Raw genomic sequence first — 16449 nt, 5'->3', positions numbered from 1 at the left:
CGATGTGGAAACTGACACGACGCGCGGCATTGTTCGGCGGCGGGGCGGCTGTGGGTGTATGGGCCACGGGGCGGTTCGGCCCCGCCCTGCCCACCACTGACGGCACGACATCGCTGATCCCGCCCGCCAATGCCGGCACCCTGAACGATGCCAGCCGGTTGAACGAAACCCCGGTGTTTCGCCATGTGACCCTGACCGAGGACGTGGGCGATCTGCTGGTCAACAAACTGCGCGGAGAGCTGGACGAGGCGCGCGCCACCCGCCGCCCCGTGGCCCTGTCGGCGGCGCGCCATTCCATGGGCGGGCAATCGATTCCGCGCGGGGGACATGCGATCACCTGCGACAATGGGTTTGTCGAACCGGACACGGCAAACGGCACCTATCGCGTGCATGCCGGTGCCCGCTGGAAACAGGTGATTGCCGCCCTTGACCCTTTGGGATTTTCCCCCAAGGTCATGCAATCCAACAATGATTTCGGCGTCGGCAGCACGTTCTGCGTCAACGCCCACGGCTGGCCCGTGTCCCACGGCCCCATGGGCAGCACCGTGCGCGAATTCCGCATGGTCACCCATGACGGCGACTGGATAACCTGTTCACGCGATGAAAACCCCGAATTGTTCGGGATGACCATGGGCGGATACGGGTTGACCGGGCTGATCACCGATCTGACCGTGGAAATGGCCCCCAACCTGCGGCTGGAGCCGGAGTTCGTAAAGCTGAAAGGCAGCGATCTGGGCACCGCCTTTGCCGCAGCGCTGAGCGATGACAGCATCGACATGGCCTATGGCCGCTTGAACGTGGATCGTGACCGGTTCTTTGAGGATGCCCTGCTGATCACCTATCGCCCCGCCGCCGATCAGACCACGCTGCCGCCCGCCGCCGGGTCGGGCGCGCTCAGCTATGTGGCGCGCGATATTTTCCGCGCCCAACTGGGCAATGAGACCGTGAAAAATGCCCGGTGGGGTGTTGAATCCACCCTTGCCCCGCTGATCAGCGGCGGCGCCACCACGCGCAACAGCCTGATCAACGAACCTGTGGTCACGTTGGACGGCAACGATCCGTCACGCACCGATATCCTACACGAATATTTCATCGCCCCCGAACGCTTTGCCGATTTCATCCGGGTCTGTCAGCAGGTGATCCCGTCCAGCTATCAGGAGTTGTTGAACATCACCCTGCGCTATGTGAAGGGCGACAGCGAAAGCTGGCTGTCCTATGCGCCCGAACCGCGCATCGCGGCGGTGATGCTGTTTTCACAGGAAATGACCAACCGCGGCGAGGCCGACATGGCCCGCATGACCCGCGATCTGATCGACCGGGTGTCCGACATCGGCGGCAGTTATTACCTGCCGTACCGGTTGCACGCCACGCCCGAACAATTCCTACGCGCCTATCCCCGCGCGCCTGAATTTGCCGCCGCGAAACACCGGATCGACCCGGCCCTGCGGTTTCGCAACGCCCTGTGGGACACATATCTGGAGCCATTATGACAAAGCTTCGCCTGATCTGTCTGGCCTATTTCGTCGCCCTGCTGGGGGCTGCCGCGCTGAATTACATTCCCGGCGTGCGCGACAGCGAGGGGCTGACCTTCGGGATTTTCGAACTGGATATATTCGATGATGCGCTGCATCTGGCCTCGGCCCTGTGGGCGCTGGGGGCGGCGCTGACATCGCACCGGGCGGCGCGGCTGTTTCTGCTGCTGTTCGGCGCGCTTTATCTGGCGGATGGTGTGATGGGGTTGTTCACCGGGTCAGGGTATCTTGATTTCGGGATATTCTTTTACGGGGTGCAGGATTTCCCGCTGTCGTTCAAAATTCTGGCCAACCTGCCCCACATTGGCCTTGGCGGTGTCGCCCTGCTGTCGGGCCTGTTTCTGGCGCGCCGATGATCCGCTTTGCCGGCAGATGGCTGGGCCGGTTTCTGCTGGCCCTGCTGTTGCTGATATTGGTGCTGCTTGCGCCCATTGTCTGGATCGAAACCGCCTGTCGCGGCACCGCTGTGGGGTCGGAGTATCAACCGATTCTGCCCCCGAACACCGGCGCGCGGAATCCCGCAGCTTGCTCACTTATCCTGAATGGCACATCGTCCACGCCTATGACGATTACGCCAGGGTGATCGCCAGTGACGATCCTGATGATTTCGGGTTCTTCCGGGCCATCACCGGGTTTTGGTCGGCCCTTTGCCCCCTGAACCGGCTGGCGGCGCAACACGGCGGCGCGACGGGTGAAACAAAGATGACCATCTATACCATCGGCGTCAGCTTTACCGCCGAACTGGCAATGAAGGCGCTGTATGAGGAAACCCTGGGCCGTGTGGCCACATGGGTGCGCGGTGATGCCCGCGCGCCGCTGGATGATCTGTCGGCGCGGCAAGCGGCCCAATATGCGCAGTTCTTGCAACAGGTGCCGTGGTACAAATGGGATTTCGCCAGTGATGCCGCGGCATTGCAGGCCGCCAAAACCGATCTGTTCCGCGACCGCGAACGCGCCTTTGCCCTTGGGCTCGAATATCGCGCCAAGGCGGCCTATGCCAAGGTGATCGAACAGGCGGTGGGGCAAGTGGGCGGTGATGATCTGCGCATCCGCAGTATCGCGACCGGCATCCCCCCCGACGAGCTGCGCAAGATGGACGGCGTGGAGGTGATCGCCCCCCGCAATGAGGGGTTTGAAATTGAAACGCCCCGCTATCGCGCCTTCACCACAATCCTGTCGGATCTGGCCAATAAGGGCGCCGATATTGTCGAAATCGCGGGGAATGACGATATCTTGTTAACCCTCATCGCCCCTGCGCCCGTTCCTGGCGCTGCCTATTCATTCCCACGGCAGGGCTATGGCGACACCCGGTCGCTGATGCTGGTCAAGCTGCGTGATCTGGCGGCGCTGCTGCGCGATTTGCCCGCCGGGGCGCGGTTGGAGCATATCCATGATTATTAAACGCCTGTTGATCGCCCTGCCCCTGCTGTTCATCGGCTGGATCGGGGTCATGGCCGGGGTGATGCTGATCAGCGATACCGCCCCGGCGGCGGTTGTGGTGTTCCCGCCCGATGGCTTTGCCGCCCGTCTGCCCGAGGGCACCGGGATTATCGCTGCCGGGGCGCTGCACCTGACGCTCAAGAATGACAGCCCCGGTTTCGCCCGCGCGCTTTATGCTGCGGGGGCGCGTCTGGTGTTGCCTGCGGGGCTGACCGGGTGCCTGCCCCTGCCGTCGGGCAAACCTGCGCGCTGACCTTGTAACCCCGCGCCCTTTACGCCATCTAAACCTGCAACAAAGACATTGCACGAAGGACCGCCCATCATGCTGGAATTTGGCCAGACCCCCGCCGCCACCGACCTGATCAAAGACACCACCGAGGCCACCTTTATGGTGGATGTGATCGAAGCCAGCAAAGAGGTGCCGATCATTGTCGATTTCTGGGCGCCGTGGTGCGGGCCCTGCAAAACCCTTGGTCCGATGCTGGAATCCGCCGTGACCGCCGCCAAGGGCGCGGTGAAGATGGTCAAGATCAACGTGGACGAAGCCCAGCAGATCGCGGGGCAGTTGCGAATTCAATCCATCCCCACGGTCTATGCCTTTTTCAACGGCCAGCCTGTGGATGGGTTTCAGGGGGCGCAACCGCAATCGGAAATCACCGCCTTTGTGGATCGGGTGATCGCAGCGGGGGGCGGCGAAGCGCCGGGCGCCGGTCTGGCCGAGGCGCTTGAGGCTGCCGAGGCCATGCTGGCCGAGGGGGCCGTCACCGACGCCGCCCAGACATTCGCCGCCATTCTGGGCGAAGACCCCAAGAACGCCGCCGCCTATGGTGGGATGGTGCGCGCCCATATCGCCCTTGGCGATCTGGATCAGGCCGAGGCGATCCTGAACGGTGCCGACGCCGACATTTCACATGCGCCCGAACTTGAGGCCGCGGCAGCCCAGTTGCAACTGGCCCGTCAGGCCGCCGATGCCGGACCGCTGGACGATCTGCGCGCGGCCGTCGACGCAAACCCCGACGATCATCAGGCCCGGTTCGATCTGGCGACCGCCCTTCATGCCGGTGGCGATGCCCAAGGCGCGGTTGCTGAATTGCTGGAGCTGTTCCGCCGCGACCGGGAATGGAACGACGGCGCCGCCAAGACACAGTTGTTCACGATTTTCGACTCGCTTCCGGCCAAGGATCCGGTTGTGCTGAACGGTCGCAGAAAGCTATCCTCGATGATATTTGCCTGAGCGGCCTCACGGACTATCTTGTCAGCCATGTTTCCGATCAAAGACCTGCCCGACACATTGCCTGTCTTTCCATTGCCCGGGGCGCTGCTGTTGCCCCGGGCCCGTCTGCCGCTGCATATCTTCGAGCCGCGCTATCTCGCGATGCTTGAGGACGTGCTGAAAACCCCCGAACGCCTGATCGGAATGATTCAACCGCGCGAGGTGCCCGGATCGGACGAAATGCGCCTGCACTCCATTGGCTGTGCGGGCCGTCTTACCGCGTTTTCCGAAACCGAGGACGGGCGGTACATGATCACCCTTGCCGGGGTATCCCGGTTTCGGATCACCGGCGAAGTGAACGGTTTTGAACCCTACACCAAATGCGATGTGTCATGGGATGGTTTTTCCCGCGACCGGGGACCGGTGGAAAAAGACGATCATTTCGACCGCCCCCGGTTTCTGAAACTTCTGGGCCGGTTCTTTGAAACCGAAGATCTGAAAACCGACTGGGAATCATTGAACGAGGCCGAGGACGAACTGTTGATCAATTCGCTTTCGATGCTCTGCCCTTTCGAGGCCGAAGACAAACAAGCCCTGCTTGAGGCCCCTTCCCTGACAACCCGGCGCGAAACCCTTGTCACCCTGATCGAATTCGCCCTGCTGCGCGGCGATTCCGAGGATATCATGCAATGACCGACCAACCCTATGATCGCCGGATGCTTGAATGCCTTGTCTGCCCACAGACCCGCGCGCCCCTCACCTTCGATCCCGAACGGATGGAGCTGATCAGCAAGGCGGCGCATCTGGCCTATCCGATCCGCAACGGAATTCCCGTCATGCTGGTGAACGAGGCCCGCGCCCTGGAGTAACAACGGCACGATTGCGCCGACGCGCGGATTCGTGTCTATGGCGACAAGCCATATTTTCTGTTGCAAGGAGCCTGCCCCATGTCGAACGCCGCCCTGGAAACCGCCATCGAAGCCGCATGGGATGCGCGCGACACGATCACCCCCGCCACCACGGGCGAAACACGCGACGCCATCGAGGACACGCTGAACGCGCTGGATTCCGGCAAGCTGCGCGTGGCAGAACCCCGCGAAAGCGGTGAATGGCATGTGAACCAATGGGCGAAAAAGGCCGTTCTGCTGGGATTCCGCCTCAAGGATATGGAAATGCAGGCCGGTGGCCCGCAAGGCGCCGGCTGGTGGGACAAGGTCGACAGCAAATTCGCCGGCTGGGGCGAAACCCAGTGGCAGGCGGCCGGATTTCGCGCCGTTCCCAACTGTATCGTGCGCAAATCCGCCTATATCGCACCGGGCGTGGTTTTGATGCCGTCCTTCGTCAACCTCGGCGCCCATGTGGACAGCGGCACTATGGTGGACACATGGGCCACCGTGGGCAGTTGCGCGCAGATCGGCAAGAACGTGCATTTGTCGGGCGGTGTCGGCATTGGCGGCGTGTTGGAGCCAATGCAGGCCGGGCCGACCATCATCGAAGACAATTGCTTCATCGGCGCACGCTCTGAAGTCGTGGAAGGCTGCATCGTGCGCGAGGGTTCGGTGTTGGGCATGGGCGTGTTCATCGGCAAATCCACCAAGATCGTGGACCGCGAAACCGGCACCGTCACCTTTGGCGAAGTGCCGCCCTATTCCGTGGTCGTCGCCGGGTCGATGCCTTCAAAGAATGGCATCAACCTGTACTGCGCCGTGATCGTCAAACGTGTCGATGCGCAGACACGCTCCAAAACCGGGATCAACGAACTGCTGCGCGACTGATCTCAACCCTGGTTGAAGCCACCTGAAAAATTCAGGATTTCAAGGGTTTTCGCGCTGGTTGCGCGACGGTTTGGGGTCTTGCAGCCAGCAGAATTGTCCCGCCTCATCGGCCGATCTGCCCTGGCACCTCAGCCGGTCGAAACCAGAGCCGGTAGAGTTGGCCGGCCATATGGCGCGCGTGCGGAAACAGGCATCCGCGCCGCGCCAACTGACAGCGCCCCGCGGATCACGCTCGCCCATTTTGGCGCCATTCGATCAATCTGTATGGGCACGGCAAAAGCCGGTTCGCCGACCATGGTTTCATTCAACAGCGCATCACGCCTGCGCCCGTTGGCGTTTTCGCCAACGCTGCTCTGTATGGGCTTGCCGCACGCCCCGGGGCCGCTGAACCTTGCGTTCGAAAACAAAGGTCAGGCTCGCGCGACCGGTCAGTTTGGGACCGCCAGACGCGTCGCATGCGGCACCCATCGCGGTGTCGTAGTGGCTGCCCCGAACAGCACGAAAAAATATCAGTTTCAAGGATAAATGGTGCCCCAAGACGGACTCGAACCGCCGACCTACTATTTACGAATTGTTTGGCGTTTTCTTTGGCGCATGTTGCACGCGGGCGTAAGACGCATGCTCAAGCCCTACAACACCTTGGCATAAAACGCGATTTTCAGCATGCCATCTTGGACAGCGTCGCACCTGTCCGTCACCGTTTTCTTCCGCTGTTTCCGACCAGGGATGCATGCGCGTATCCCTTTGTCTTTCAACGCTTCTCTGAACCAATCCGCGTCATAACCACGGTCGCCGAGCAGCCAGTCGACCCTAGGCAGGCTGCTCACGAGCGCCCGTGCGCCGATGTAATCGCTGACCTGACCGGCGGTGACAAACAGGTTGAGCGGTCGGCCTTGGCTGTCGCAGATGGCGTGCAGCTTCGTGTTCATACCGCCTTTGGTCCGGCCAATCAGGCGTCCGCGCCCCTTTTTTGACGCCCAAACTGGTCGCCGTGCGGTGTGCCTTCAGGTAGGTCGCGTCGATCATCACGGTCTTCTCTTCACGATGTTTGACGGCTAGGCCGACCATCATCCGAGCGAAAATGCCCTTGTCGCTCCACCGCTTCCAACGGTTGTAGAGGGTCTTATGAGGCCTGTTTGATCCCACGGTTTAATGGTGCGATCCTTTTTCAGGCTTGGAAGGAAGCATTATGGGACAAGTTCGTCACGGGAGCGCCACGACCACGCACGCCGTCAGAGCTGCAATACAGCGATCGCAGGCTTCGGCTCGCGCAGTTGAGCAAGGAGTTAGGTATCAATCCCAAAACCGTTGCAAAATGGCGCAAGCGTGCGACGGTGGAGGATCTGAAGACCGGGCCGAAGGAGCCGCGTTCAACCGTTCTCACGGAAGCAGAGGAGGCATTGATCGTCGCATTCCGGCGGCACACGCTACTGCCGCTGGATGATTGCCTCTATGCTCTTCAGCCGTCTGTCCCGCACCTGACACGGTCGGCACTGCATCGGTGTCTTCAGCGGCATGGCATCTCGCGCTTGCCAGATGTTGAGGGTGACAAGCCAAAGCGGCAGAAGTTTAAACACTATCCCATCGGCTTCTTCCACATCGACATAGCCGAGGTTCAGACGGTGGAGGGCAAGCTCTATCTCTTTGTGGGCATTGATCGGACCAGCAAATTTGCGATCACCCAACTCATGGAAAAGGCGGATCGCAAGACCGCTTGGGAGTTCCTCGAACATCTGCTCAAGACCGTCCCCTAGGTGACGTCCCCGGACGTGGTGTAGCTTGCGGTGGCCATCGGGTTTCTCGGTAGGGTCGGGTTGTGATGACCAACCTGAACCGAGGATTACAGCCGATGACCAAACAGATGATGGACCTGCGTGCGCTTGTGGAAAAGAGCGCCGATGCCGATTTGCTCCGCGAGATGATCGGTTTCGCCGCCGAACGGCTGATGGACCTGGAGGTCGGCGCCAGGACCGGCGCCGACTATGGCGAGAAGAGCGTCGAACGTCTGGCGCAGCGTAATGGCTACCGCGACCGGGATTGGCAGACCCGGGCAGGCAGTGTGGAGTTGCGTATCCCCGGCTGCGCACCGGTTCCTACTTTCCCTCTTTCCTGGAGCCTCGACGGGCCGCGGAGAAGGCGCTGACGGCCGTTATTCAAGAAGCCTATGTCCATGGCGTATCGACCAGAGCCATGGACGATCTCGTGCAGGCCATGGGCGGGACCGGAATCTCCAAGAGCCAGGTCAGTCGGCTTTGCGAGGAAATTGATGAACGGGTCGATGCCTTTCTGACCCGACCGATCAACGGCGAATGGCCATACCTCTGGATCGATGCCACCTACCTCAAGGTTCGCCAGGGCGGCCGGATCGTCAGTGTCGCGGTTACCCTCGCAGTCGGCGTGAACACCGACGGGCGACGCGAGGTTCTGGGCATGGCGATCGGCGCTTCGGAGGCCGAGCCTTTCTGGACCGAATTCCTCCGTGACCTTGTCCGCCGCGGGCTGAGTGGCGTGAAGCTCGTTATCTCGGATGCGCACGAAGGCATCAAGGCCGCGACGGCCCGCGTGCTGTCCACAACCTGGCAGCGCTGTCGCGTCCACTTCCAGCGCAATGCCCTGGCCCATGCCGGCAAGAACAGCCGACGTGTCGTGTCCGCCTTCATCGCCACCGCCTTCGCCCAACCAGATCACACGGCCGCCAAGGTGCAGTGGCGTCTGGTGGCCGATCAGATGCGGCCCAAGCTGCCGAAGCTCGCAACGCTCATGGATGGAGCCGAGGAGGACGTTCTGGCCTGCATGGGGCTCAGCCCGTTCTTGCCTCAACCCGTCCCCCGGACGGTTTGCCGCCTTCGGCGGACCGGCGCGAACTCCCCAGCAACATCGCACCAAGCTGCACTCCCCCAACCCCATCGAACGACTGAACGGCGAGATCAAGCGGCGCACCGATGTCGTCGGGATCTTTCCGAACGAGCCCTCAATACGACGTCTCGTCGGCGCGATCCTGATGGAACAGACCGAGGAATGGACCGTCCAGCGTGGTCGCTACATGACACTGGAAACGCTCGCACCAGTCTGCGATGATGCCATCGTCAGCTTGCCTGCCGCGCAGTGCGACTGACCAACTCCGCCCGCCCGGAAGCGCGAGGCCCATCCGGAGCTACACCACGACATGGGACACCATCCAAGCCCTTTGTCGTCGCCTATCCCGGCGAAGCCCAAGAGATGGTGCTGGATGCCTTTGTGCGGGCGTTGTCCTTCTACGGCGGGGTCCCGCGACGGGGTGAACATCGACCCACCGAAGGTGGCAAACCGTCCGGGGGACGGTTTGAGATGTGAACGGGCGGAGCCCCGGGATCATCGACAATCCCAAAACGATGGTGACCTATGTCTCCCGCTCGAAGGATCGGATATTCCATCCGCGGTTCCTCGCGTTGATGAACCACTATGTCATGGAGCCGCCGTCCATTGGGCTTGAACCAATGGCGCCCTTCTGGACGGCCCTGCCCCCCGCGTCGGGCTGGGAGAAGGGTCAGGTCGAGAACCAGGTCCAGTTTTTGCGAGGCCGGTTGTTTGCCCCAATGCCAGCCTTCGATGATCTGGATGGGCTGAACGACTGGTTGCGCCTGCGCTGCGAGGAGCTGGCAAATCGCGCTCATCCTGAACATTCGACCCGCACGGTTGCAGAGGTTTTTGAAGATGAACGCGCCGGGCTGCGCCCCCTGGGGCGGGCTTTTGATGGCTATGTGGAGAAGACGGTGCGTGTCCGTTCCACCTGCCTGGTTCAATATGCCAGCAATCGCTACAGCGTGCCGTCCCGGTTTGCAGGCCAGCATGTCTCCTTGCGCGCCTATGCGGGCCGGATCGTGCTGGTGTCAGGCCAGGATGTCATTGCCGAACACAGGCGCCGCTTTACCCGCAACGTCAGCTACTTTGAACCGTGGCATTACGTTCCTCTGCTGGACCGCAAACCCGGCGCCTTGCGCAACGGGGCACCCTTCGTGGACTGGCAACTGCCCGATGCCATGCATCGGATCAGGGAACATTACATGGCCGGCAAAGGTGGGGATCGGGAGTTTGTCGATCTGCTTCTGCTGGCCCAGGATCACCGGATCGAGGTCGTCGAGATTGCGTGTGATCTGGCGGTGGAGCAAAACACCCTGCGCCTGCCCGCCATCATCAACCTGATTAACCAGCTGGTCGAGCCGGTCATCACCTCCTTGAGCGAAACATACGTCTATCCACAGCTGACCCTGCGCCCGGAGGCCGATTGTAAGCGCTATGAAACGCTGTGCTCGGCAGAGGGGGCCGTCATATGAACGCTCTCATTGATCAACTGACCGCCCTGAGGCTGCATGGAATGGCAGCTTGCGCACATGATTTGCTGTCCGCGCGCAAGCCGCCCAGTCTGACCACAGCGATAAAGCAACTGATCGACGCAGAAACTGTAGAGCGCCGGGTGCGCTCCATCTATTAGCTGACAGGCGATGCTTTGCATCGCCGAGAGGCCAGTATCAAATGCGCATCGCGAAGTTCCCGCATCACAAGGACTTCGCCACCTTCGATTACGGCGCGGCAGCCGTCACCAAGGCCCGGATCGAGCCCTTCTGCTCGGGCCAGTTTACCGAAGAGGCACACAACCTCATCCTGGTGGGCGGAACCGGAACAGGCAAAACCCACATCGCCATCGCGCTTGGAACCGCCTTGATCAACAACGGCAAAAAGGCCCGCTTCTTCAACGCGGTCGATCTGATCAATGCCCTCCCTCTCATGCATGTAAACATGCACTGCCGGGCAGTGGATCAAGGAACAGGCCGATGGCAACGCCGGGAAGATCATCCGGCAACTGTCGGCCCTGGATTGCGCCATCATCGACGAGTTGGGCTACATCCCCTTCCCGAAATCCGGCGGCGCACTGCTGTTCCACCTGATCAGCAAGCTCTACGAGAAAACCAGCGTCATCATCACCACCAATCTGGAGTTCGGGGAATGGGTCGCTGTCTTCGGCCCCTCTCATCGCTGCAAGCAGCGACTGCCGGGCAGTGGATGCCAAGATGACAACCGCGCTGCTGGACCGCGTCACGCACCACTGCGCCATCATCGAGACCGGCAATACGTCATACCGCTTCGCGCAGAGCAAAAGCCGCAGAGAAGAATAACCGCACCGCAAGCAAAGCCCACAGACGGACTCGCTATATGAGGGCGGCCCGCCTGAGGGCTTTGCCTCCCAATAGGCGGGTCAAAATCAAATGCTGAAACCGGGTCAGTTTTGAACGCTCATTGACAGGTAGGCAACGGCACACCACAAGTACGCCCCATATGGCCCGCACCGGGCCTCTGCCGACCGTTGCGCAGAGCTGGTAACCTCCCCCGCACCTACGTCAGCTGCGTTGAGCGCGGTATACGAAACCCCATAACCCTAATCGTCGCAAAGCTCGCAAACGCGCTGGGCGTAGAGAGATCGAAACTATTGCAATTAAATGATTAGCTTGTTGAGGGTGGTGCCGCACAAGGGATTCGAACCCCTGACCTCCGCATTACGAATGCGATGCTCTACCAGCTGAGCTAGTGCGGCGTCCTTCTCTGTATCGGCCCTACTATGGCCCTACTAGTTATGTTGCGCCGCTTATAAGCGACTGGTTTTTAACGTCAATCGTGAGCGGACCCGCTACTTACGAAACAGTTGCTCTACCAGCTGAGCTATTGGGGCCACGCGGATGCCCGTTTAAACGCAACACACTATCCGCGCAAGACAGAAACAGAACGAATGTTGTCAAAGCTTTCCGCCCGGGCAAAGGAGGCGGGAATTTCATCGTCGCCGGTGGCCCTCTTTCGCCAGGGCTTCACGGTTGTCTTAGTGCTTGTCCTTGTCCATGCCCGGATCGTCCTCTTCCCACAGCGCGCGGTCGCGCTGCATTTCAAGCCACATCGCGTTAACGACGGCAAAGACTGCCGCAAGGGGCAGGCCAAGCATCCAGGCGAAATACCACATTTCGCGTTCCTTTCCTTAATATGCGGAACCAGAATCGGTCACATCGGCTTCGGTGACCTTGCCCCAGAGCACTTTGTAGACCCATGCGGTATAGACCAGAATAACCGGCAAAAAGATCACCGCCGCCACCAGCATGACGAACAACGTCTGGTGCGAGGAAGAACTGTCCCACACCGTCAGCGAAGACCGCGGATCAAGCGACGACGGCAAGATGAACGGAAACATCGTCAGCCCCACCGAAGAAATTGCACCGAATATGCCGAGTTTGGACCAAAGCAATGTCGACCCTTCGCGCCCGGCCCGCAGGCCCAGCACCGCCATAGTCATGCCAAGCAACCCGAGAAGCGGTGCCAACGCGATCCACGGGCGTGCGGCATAGGCGGCAAGCCAGCTTTCTGTGCGCACGACCTCGGAATAGAGCGGATTTGACGGGCCGTTTGCGACGGCCTCGGTTGCCAACCCATATCCGTCGATCCCCACGGCAAGCCACAAACCGGCCAGCACATACCCCACGATGGTCACGAGGCCGGACCGGCTTCCGATCACGCGGGCCCTTGCGGCGACCCGACCTTCGGCTTTGAACGACAGCCAGGCGGCGCCATGGGTGGTGAGCATCGCAACCGACACCCCCGCCAACAAGGCAAACGGGTTCAGCAGGCCCGCGAATTTGGCATAGAAGGCCCCCTCATAGCGGGCGAACAGATCGGGGGTCAGCTCGAACGGGACGCCCTGCAACACGTTGCCCACCGCGACCCCGAAGATCAGCGCAGGCACGGCCCCACCGGCAAACAGCGCCCAATCCCAGCAAGAGCGCCACGCGGTGGAATCGCGTTTAGAGCGGTATTTGAACGCCACGGGCCGCACGATCAGTGCCGCGAGGATGACGAACATGGCAAGGTAAAAGCCCGAGAAACTGACCGCGTAAAGCGGCGGCCATGCGGCAAAGATCGCCCCGCCACCAAGAATGAACCAGACCTGATTACCCTCCCAGACCGGGCCGATCGTGTTGATGGCGATGCGCCGTTCGATATCGGTCTTTGCCACAAACGGCAAAAGCACACCAACCCCCATGTCAAACCCGTCCGTCAACGCAAAGCCAATCAGCAAGACGCCCAGCAGCAGCCACCAAATGACCCGCAACACATCGTAAGAAACAAGTTCATACAGGATCATGGCCTTACTCCGCTGGGGTGTTGGCAAAGGGGCCCTTGCCATCGGTGGTGCGCAGGCGGTGTTCGTGCCGCGCCATCCAGATTTCGGTTTCCTTCACATCCTCGACCGGCCCTTTGCGGATGTATTTCAACATCAGCCCCATTTCGACAATGAACAGGATTGTATAAAACACCATGAAACCCGCCAGCGTCAGGAGCAGATCGCCGACCGACAGGTGACTGACCGAAAGCGCGGTGGGCAGCACCCCGTCCACGGTCCAGGGCTGGCGGCCATATTCGGCCACGATCCAGCCCAGTTCTGCCGCGATCCAGGGCGCCGGAATAACGGCAACAGCCCCCCAAAGCGCCCAGCGCGGATAGACCTGACCACGAAAGCTCGACCGCCAGAAGAAATAGGCCATCACGGCAATAAAGCTGAAGCCAAGGCCAACCATGATCCGGAAGGACCAGAACAACGGCCAGACATGCGGAATCGTGTCATTGGCGGCCTGATCAATCTGCGCCTCGGTCGCCTGGCGCGGATCATCCAGATAGCGTTTGAGAAGATAGGCATAGCCGAGGTTGCCGCCATGATCCTCGAACGTCTTGCGCACGTCGGGCGGGGTTTCGCCCCGCTGATCGCGGATCGTCATCAACGCGTCATAAGCGATCAACCCCGAGCGGATACGGACCTTGGAATCGGCGACCAGCTCGTTTATTCCGGGGATTTCTTCGGTCAGGGAACGGGTGCCGATCAGGCCCATCACCCAGGGAATCCTGATCGCATAATGGGTTTCGCGCGCCTCCTGATCAGGGAAACCAATCAGGTTAAAGGGCGCGGGGGCAGGTTCGGTTTCCCACATGCCCTCGATCGCGGCCATTTTCATTTTCTGGTTGTGCGATACATCATAACCGGATTCGTCACCCAGCAGAACCACCGACAGCGCCGAGGCAAGGCCGAACGACGCTGCCACGGTGATCGAGCGGCGGGCAAGTTCGATATGGCGACCCTTGAGCATGTACCACGCCGACACCCCCAGCACGAACACCGCAGCCGTGACATAGCCCGCCGAAACCGTATGGACGAATTTCGCCTGTGCGACCGAGTTGAACATCACATCAAAGAAACTGGTCAGTTCCATCCGCATGGTATCGGGGTTGAATTCCGCCCCCACCGGGTTTTGCATCCAGCCATTGGCGATCAGAATCCACAGCGCGGAAAAATTCGACCCGATCGCGACAAGCCAGGCAACGATCAAATGCCCGACCTTGCTCAGCTTGTCCCAGCCGAAAAAGAACAGGCCAACAAATGTCGCCTCAAGGAAAAACGCCATCAGCCCTTCAAGCGCAAGCGGCGCGCCGAAGATGTCACCGACATAATGACTGAAATACGACCAGTTCATCCCGAACTGAAATTCCATGGTGATGCCGGTGGCCACGCCAAGCGCAAAGTTGATCCCGAACAACATCCCCCAGAATTTTGTCATCTGGCGCCAGATCGGCCGACCAGTCATGACATAGACCGTCTCCATGATCGCAACGATCACCGACAGACCAAGGGTCAACGGCACGAAAAGGAAATGGTACATAACCGTCGTCGCAAACTGGAGGCGGGACAATTCTACAACACCGAAATCCATGGCTCGGTTCTCCTGTTTTTCGGGGCGGTCGTTGTGGCAAGGCTTGCCCTGTACCGATCCTTAACCTGCCCGAACGTATTTCGATACCTGTTGTCCGGTTGGCGGCATCGTCACAAAGTCAGCGCGATTTGTCTATTGAACACCAAGTGATCGGCCCTGTGGTGTAAGGCCGCAAGGATCGCCGCCTCTGGCAGGGCCGCGCGGATGCCCGACAACACCCGGTTGGCCGTCTCGAAATCCAACCCTTCGGTTGGTTCATCCAGCAGCAGAATCCGGGGGATTTCAGGATTGCCCGTGCCAGCGTCAGGCGACGCGCCTGCCCCCCGACAGGCCGGCGCCCGCTTCGCCCAGCCGGGCGTCCAGCCCGCCACGGTCCCGGATCACGCCCCTTAGGGCCACCGCACCCAAAGCGCGCCAGAGCGTTTCATCGTCCGCATCAGCCGCAAGGCGCAGGTTGTCGCGGATCGTTCCGGCGATAAGCGCGCTGCGTTGCGGCACCATTGTGACAATCCCGCGCAGCGCCATATCCGGCCAATAGTCCGGGCGCCGCCCCAAAATGGTTATCCCATCGCTTTGGGCAAGTCCGGCAACCTGCATGAGAAGGCTCGTCTTGCCGCTGCCGCTTGGGCCGGTAAGTGCAATCGCATCGCCCGGTTCAATTTTCAGGCTCAGCCCCGGTTTGCGGATCATGAGAAGCGGCGAGCGGCCCACAGACGCGCCGTGACCGTTAGAATCAGGGTCGCCAGAAACCGCTGGCTTTGGCCGGGCTTCCGGGCCGATCCGCGTCGCGGCGCCGGTCATTTTGCCGTATTCGGAAAGCCCCCGCCGAAGCGGCAACAGGGTTTCCGCCAACGCCAGGGCAACAAAAACACCGATCACACCAACAGCCGGCCCCACGGCGCCCTCGGAAACCAGCCAGCCACCGGCCACCAGGGCAAGGCCCGTGACCCCAGCAACCAATGCCGAAAGTGCCGCACCCGCATCCCGATCTGCCCGGTCAAGCGCCCGCGCGGCCCTGCGGGAGTGCGCGTCGATCCGCCGCAATCCGGCCTCGCGCTTTTCAAGACCGGCCTCAAGGATCAGCGCCTCGCGGTTGCGGATCATGTCAATCACACCGCGCCGCAATTCCTGATCCTGCGCCTCGACCGTATCCGAGGGGCCGATACTGCGGCGCGCCAGATGCCACAACACAAGGGTCGCCAACGGAACATATCCCCCCAGAACGGCCCAGGCGATGGGCCAGCCCACCAGCCAGCCAAGGGCGAGAAAAACCAGCCCATGGGTAACAAGCGCCGCCGCCCCCGGCAGCAACAGGCGCAGCACGACACCATCCAGCGCATCCACATCCGACACGATTCGCGTCAGAACGGCTTCGCTGCGCAGACGGGCCAGATCGCGATCACCCAGCCGGGATTGCCGGCGAAGCAACGTCACCCGCAACGCCGCCAGCGCCCGCAGCGTTGCGTCATGGGTCAGCAACCGTTCGCCATAGCGCGCGGCGGTGCGCCCAAGCGCCAGAAACCGCACCCCCGCAGACGGGCGAAACACGTCAAATGCGATCCCGACCCCGGCGATTCCCGCGATTCCCGTGGCGGTGATGAACCAGCCCGACAGGCCCAGCAGTGCCGCCCCCATCAACAACACGATCACCGTCAGCGCCGCCCCCGCGCCATCGCCCAGGGGGCCGCCGACAACAACAGCCGGATGAGTGG

At 61.2% G+C, this 16449-nt stretch carries 14 protein-coding genes, 1 tRNA gene and 4 pseudogenes; 13 read left to right on the top strand and 6 right to left on the bottom strand.

Annotation, left to right across the window (positions count from 1 at the left end):
• The first annotated feature begins 2 nt into the window (after positions 1–2).
• The 9 genes from AC0L7P_RS04185 (at position 3) to dapD (ending at position 5960) form a co-directional block, all read left to right on the top strand.
• Complete coding sequence (locus AC0L7P_RS04185) at positions 3–1490, top strand: FAD-binding protein (protein ID WP_473434624.1); 1488 nt, start codon at positions 3–5, stop codon at positions 1488–1490.
• On the top strand, positions 1487–1888 hold the full coding sequence (locus tag AC0L7P_RS04180; RefSeq protein ID WP_473434623.1) for a DUF4383 domain-containing protein: 402 nt from the start codon (positions 1487–1489) through the stop codon (positions 1886–1888). Before AC0L7P_RS04185 ends, AC0L7P_RS04180 begins: the two co-directional genes overlap by 4 nt.
• Complete coding sequence (locus AC0L7P_RS04175) at positions 1885–2115, top strand: hypothetical protein (RefSeq protein ID WP_473434622.1); 231 nt, start codon at positions 1885–1887, stop codon at positions 2113–2115. Before AC0L7P_RS04180 ends, AC0L7P_RS04175 begins: the two co-directional genes overlap by 4 nt.
• A complete protein-coding gene (locus AC0L7P_RS04170; RefSeq protein WP_473434621.1) occupies positions 2058–2933 on the top strand; it encodes a hypothetical protein in 876 nt (291 codons plus the stop codon). Before AC0L7P_RS04175 ends, AC0L7P_RS04170 begins: the two co-directional genes overlap by 58 nt.
• Positions 2923–3225: a hypothetical protein gene (locus AC0L7P_RS04165; protein ID WP_473434620.1), complete on the top strand. Its 303-nt coding sequence runs from the start codon at positions 2923–2925 to the stop codon at positions 3223–3225. The genes AC0L7P_RS04170 and AC0L7P_RS04165 overlap by 11 nt, the downstream gene beginning before the upstream one ends.
• Positions 3226–3294: 69 nt before the next feature.
• Complete coding sequence (gene trxA, locus AC0L7P_RS04160; RefSeq protein WP_473434619.1) at positions 3295–4206, top strand: thioredoxin; 912 nt, start codon at positions 3295–3297, stop codon at positions 4204–4206.
• Between the two features lie 27 nt (positions 4207–4233).
• Positions 4234–4878, top strand: coding sequence for an LON peptidase substrate-binding domain-containing protein (locus tag AC0L7P_RS04155; RefSeq protein ID WP_473434618.1), 645 nt, complete (start codon positions 4234–4236; stop codon positions 4876–4878).
• The gene (locus AC0L7P_RS04150) at positions 4875–5054 is read left to right on the top strand and encodes a Trm112 family protein (RefSeq protein WP_473434617.1); all 180 of its coding nucleotides are present in this window, start codon (positions 4875–4877) and stop codon (positions 5052–5054) included. Before AC0L7P_RS04155 ends, AC0L7P_RS04150 begins: the two co-directional genes overlap by 4 nt.
• Before the next feature lie 78 nt (positions 5055–5132).
• Positions 5133–5960 (top strand): 2,3,4,5-tetrahydropyridine-2,6-dicarboxylate N-succinyltransferase, encoded by an 828-nt coding sequence (gene dapD / locus AC0L7P_RS04145; protein WP_473434616.1) that lies wholly within the window; start codon positions 5133–5135, stop codon positions 5958–5960.
• A 695-nt stretch (positions 5961–6655) separates the two neighbouring features.
• Here dapD and AC0L7P_RS04140 read toward each other — a convergent pair.
• Positions 6656–7091: pseudogene (locus AC0L7P_RS04140) on the bottom strand (IS5 family transposase); the annotation flags it as partial.
• Between the two features lie 58 nt (positions 7092–7149).
• Here AC0L7P_RS04140 and AC0L7P_RS04135 point away from each other — a divergent pair.
• From AC0L7P_RS04135 to AC0L7P_RS04120, 4 genes and pseudogenes are all read left to right on the top strand, one after another.
• Positions 7150–7711: pseudogene (locus AC0L7P_RS04135) on the top strand (transposase family protein); the annotation flags it as partial.
• A gap of 98 nt (positions 7712–7809) precedes the next feature.
• Positions 7810–9075: pseudogene (locus tag AC0L7P_RS04130) on the top strand (IS256 family transposase).
• Between the two features lie 214 nt (positions 9076–9289).
• The gene (locus AC0L7P_RS04125; RefSeq protein WP_473432711.1) at positions 9290–10273 is read left to right on the top strand and encodes a Mu transposase domain-containing protein; all 984 of its coding nucleotides are present in this window, start codon (positions 9290–9292) and stop codon (positions 10271–10273) included.
• Positions 10270–11113: pseudogene (locus AC0L7P_RS04120) on the top strand (ATP-binding protein). Before AC0L7P_RS04125 ends, AC0L7P_RS04120 begins: the two are co-directional and overlap by 4 nt.
• 340 nt (positions 11114–11453) lie before the next feature.
• Here AC0L7P_RS04120 and AC0L7P_RS04115 read toward each other — a convergent pair.
• From AC0L7P_RS04115 to AC0L7P_RS04095, 5 genes are all read right to left on the bottom strand, one after another.
• Positions 11454–11529: transfer RNA gene (locus tag AC0L7P_RS04115), tRNA-Thr, on the bottom strand.
• Positions 11530–11808: 279 nt separating this feature from the next.
• Positions 11809–11946: a cytochrome bd-I oxidase subunit CydX gene (gene cydX / locus AC0L7P_RS04110; RefSeq protein ID WP_473434615.1), complete on the bottom strand. Its 138-nt coding sequence runs from the start codon at positions 11944–11946 to the stop codon at positions 11809–11811.
• Between the two features lie 15 nt (positions 11947–11961).
• Positions 11962–13119, bottom strand: a complete 1158-nt coding sequence (gene cydB, locus AC0L7P_RS04105; protein ID WP_473434614.1) for a cytochrome d ubiquinol oxidase subunit II — start codon at positions 13117–13119, stop codon at positions 11962–11964.
• A gap of 4 nt (positions 13120–13123) precedes the next feature.
• Positions 13124–14737 carry a cytochrome ubiquinol oxidase subunit I gene (locus AC0L7P_RS04100; protein WP_473434613.1) on the bottom strand — a complete coding sequence of 538 codons (1614 nt, stop codon included), beginning with the start codon at positions 14735–14737 and terminating at the stop codon, positions 13124–13126.
• Positions 14738–15040: 303 nt separating this feature from the next.
• Positions 15041–16387 (bottom strand): amino acid ABC transporter ATP-binding/permease protein, encoded by a 1347-nt coding sequence (locus AC0L7P_RS04095; protein WP_473434612.1) that lies wholly within the window; start codon positions 16385–16387, stop codon positions 15041–15043.
• Positions 16388–16449 lie beyond the last annotated feature (62 nt).

The sequence above is a fragment of the Oceaniglobus sp. K40-3 genome (assembly GCF_055808395.1).
This window is presented reverse-complemented; position numbering and strand designations above follow the sequence as displayed.

Coding starts and splice junctions, on each gene's coding strand:
- cydB (WP_473434614.1), bottom strand. CDS start 13,119: ATGATCCTGTATGAACTTGTTTCTTACGATGTGTTGCGGGTCATTTGG.
- AC0L7P_RS04150 (WP_473434617.1), top strand. CDS start 4,875: ATGACCGACCAACCCTATGATCGCCGGATGCTTGAATGCCTTGTCTGC.
- dapD (WP_473434616.1), top strand. CDS start 5,133: ATGTCGAACGCCGCCCTGGAAACCGCCATCGAAGCCGCATGGGATGCG.
- AC0L7P_RS04165 (WP_473434620.1), top strand. CDS start 2,923: ATGATTATTAAACGCCTGTTGATCGCCCTGCCCCTGCTGTTCATCGGC.
- cydX (WP_473434615.1), bottom strand. CDS start 11,946: ATGTGGTATTTCGCCTGGATGCTTGGCCTGCCCCTTGCGGCAGTCTTT.
- trxA (WP_473434619.1), top strand. CDS start 3,295: ATGCTGGAATTTGGCCAGACCCCCGCCGCCACCGACCTGATCAAAGAC.
- AC0L7P_RS04185 (WP_473434624.1), top strand. CDS start 3: ATGTGGAAACTGACACGACGCGCGGCATTGTTCGGCGGCGGGGCGGCT.
- AC0L7P_RS04180 (WP_473434623.1), top strand. CDS start 1,487: ATGACAAAGCTTCGCCTGATCTGTCTGGCCTATTTCGTCGCCCTGCTG.
- AC0L7P_RS04175 (WP_473434622.1), top strand. CDS start 1,885: ATGATCCGCTTTGCCGGCAGATGGCTGGGCCGGTTTCTGCTGGCCCTG.
- AC0L7P_RS04155 (WP_473434618.1), top strand. CDS start 4,234: ATGTTTCCGATCAAAGACCTGCCCGACACATTGCCTGTCTTTCCATTG.
- AC0L7P_RS04100 (WP_473434613.1), bottom strand. CDS start 14,737: ATGGATTTCGGTGTTGTAGAATTGTCCCGCCTCCAGTTTGCGACGACG.